Origin of the sequence: Streptomyces sp. NPDC006450 (assembly GCF_040612195.1) — a bacterium.
In the GTDB taxonomy this organism is placed as follows: Bacteria; Actinomycetota; Actinomycetes; order Streptomycetales; family Streptomycetaceae; genus Streptomyces.
In genome coordinates this window covers 1-2,417 of sequence record NZ_JBEXPT010000257.1, presented here as the reverse complement: position 1 = coordinate 2,417, position 2,417 = coordinate 1, and the positions used below count along the sequence as shown (strand labels likewise).

Genomic DNA, 2,417 nt, shown 5'->3' with positions numbered 1-2,417 from the left:
CCGTACCGCCGCGCGCCCGGCAGGCGGTCATCGCGGCGGGCGGCGGACGTGGTGTGGGGGAGCGGGTCCTGGCGGGCGTACTGGCCGAGGTCGCCGCGTGCGCGGCGGTGCCCGAAGGGGCTTCCTTCTCCGAGAAGTTGAACCGGGCCGCGTACACCGCCGGCGGACTGGTCGCCGCGGGGCACGTGACCGAGGCCGCTGCCACGCGGGCCCTGCGCGAGGCGGCCGAGCACGCCCGTCCCGGGCAGGACGGCCGATGTCGCGCCATCATCCGCGGTGGTCTGCACGCGGGTCGGTCGCGCCCGCTGTCCCCCGGAGGCCGCGTATGAGAGTGGACGACGAGAGCACGCTGTCCGGCTTCGACGTCCAGGCGGTCGCTGCGCAGATCCTCGCGCAGCCCGTCCCGGCGCCCCGGGAGTCCGGGGAGCGGGCGAGGTCCGCGGAGGCGGGGACCCCGAGCGCCGGCAGTGCCGCGCGCTCCGAGGGGGAGGCCACGGCGGAAGGCCTGCTGCCCGACACGCTCACCGACCGCGGCAACGCCAAACTGTTCGTCAAGCTCTACCGCAAGGACTACCGGCACGTCCCCGGCATCGGCTGGTTCCGCTGGGACGGCACCCGCTGGCAGATCGACGAGGACGACACCGTCGTGTGGGCGGCGGGTGACCTGGCGGAAAGCATCGCCGCCACCGACCCCCAGGGGGTGTACACCTCGCTCTCGCTCGCGCAGCACCGCCGCCGCGCGCTCAGCACCAGCGGGATGAACGCGATGCTCACGCAGGCGAAGTCCGCCCCGGGCATGGTGCTCAACGCGGCGCTGCTGGACGCCGATCCGTACGCGCTGTGCACCCCGGCGGGCGTCGTCGACCTGCGCACCGGTCAGGTCCGCCCCGCCGAGCCCGCGAAGGACTTCCATTCCCGCTCCACGTCGGCCGGGCCGCGGCCGATGCCCACGCCGCTCTGGAACCGCTTCCTGACCGACACCTTCGGCGAGGAGCCGGAGGGCGCGCAGATGATCGACTTCCTGCAGCTGCTGCTCGGGTACTCCGTCACCGGGGACGTCGGCGCGCAGGTGATGCCGTTCCTCTTCGGCTCCGGCAAGAACGGCAAGTCCGTACTGCTGGACGTGCTGATGAAGCTGCTCGGCGACTACGCCGACGCGGCGCCTCCCGGGTTCCTGATGGCGCGGCCGTACGAGGGCCACCCGACCGACCTCGCCGAATTGCACGGGCGCCGGGTCATCGTGTGCAGCGAGGTCAAGCCGGGCGACCGGTTCGACGAGGCCCGCGTCAAGCTGCTCACGGGCGGCGACCGCATCAAGGCCCGCCGGATGCGTCAGGACTTCTTCAGCTTCGAGCCGACGCACAAGCTGTGGCTGCTGGGCAACCACCGGCCCGAAGTGGGCACCGGCGGCTTCGCGTTCTGGCGGCGCATGCGGCTGATCCCGTTCGAGCGGGTCGTCTCCGACGAGCGGAAGATCGACAACCTGGCGGACATCCTGGTCACGCACGAGGGCCCGGGAATCCTCAACTGGCTCATCGAGGGCGCCCGGCGCTACCTCGGCGGCGACAAGGACCTCTCGGGCCCGGAGCGGGTCCGCATCGCGACCACGGCCTACGCCGAGACCGAGGACCACACCGGGCGCTTCATCGGCGAGACCTGCCGTTTCGAGCCGGCCCTGCGGGCGGAGCAGGCACAGCTCTACGCGGCCTACAGGGGCTGGTGCCAGAATGAGGGGGCCCCCGCGATCTCTTCCCGGGCCTTCGCGGCGCGCGTCCGTGAGGTGGTGGGGCTTGCGTCGCCCAAGGAAATGATCCTGTCGAACCAGCGCAAGTACTACCCGGGCATCGGCCTGCTCGCGGACGAGGAGACAGCATGAGCGCTCTCATCGCCGAGGACGAGATCGTCCACGAAGTGGACTTCGTCTGGCTCGAGGACATCAGCCGGCTCGACTACGTCCGCCAGAGCCTGGACCGGCTGCCGACCCGGCGCGGCAGGCCCGCGTACCACCGCGACGGCCGGATGGTCGGGTACGCGCTGCTGGGGCCTGGGGCCAGGCCGTCCCGCTCCTCGGGGACGTTTCGCCGGCGGGTGTTCTGGCTGCTGCCGCACGACCGCGACACCGATCCGGACGGGCTGTACGCGACGGGGGCGCCGGCGGAGGCCGTGGACGCGCGGACGCTGGCGCCGGGCAGCAAGGGGCACAAGACCGAGCGGTCCGAGGGCGGGCCGATGTCCTCGTCCGCTGCGCGGGGAACGCTCCCGTAGGCCGGAAGAGCCCGTCCGAGCGGTCCGCCGAGCACGTCGGCGGTCCGCCGCCGCGCGCGGTCCGGGGCCGGCGCCGACCTGACGGTGCTGCGCGTGGGCGCGGCGCAGCTCGCGCCCGTCCGGTCCGGCCCCTGCCCTGACGTCAGGCCGTG

Annotated in this window: 2 protein-coding genes and 1 pseudogene; all 3 read left to right on the top strand. The window is 73.3% G+C overall.

The features are described from left to right. Nucleotides 1-329: pseudogene (locus ABZY57_RS32625) on the top strand (DNA primase); the annotation flags it as partial. Then, complete coding sequence (locus ABZY57_RS32620; RefSeq protein ID WP_356518149.1) at nt 326-1,876, top strand: phage/plasmid primase, P4 family; 1,551 nt, start codon at nt 326-328, stop codon at nt 1,874-1,876. The pseudogene ABZY57_RS32625 and the gene ABZY57_RS32620, both read left to right, overlap by 4 nt. After that, nucleotides 1,873-2,265, top strand: a complete 393-nt coding sequence (locus ABZY57_RS32615; RefSeq protein ID WP_356518147.1) for a DUF6009 family protein — start codon at nt 1,873-1,875, stop codon at nt 2,263-2,265. Before ABZY57_RS32620 ends, ABZY57_RS32615 begins: the two co-directional genes overlap by 4 nt. Nucleotides 2,266-2,417: the final 152 nt, after the last annotated feature.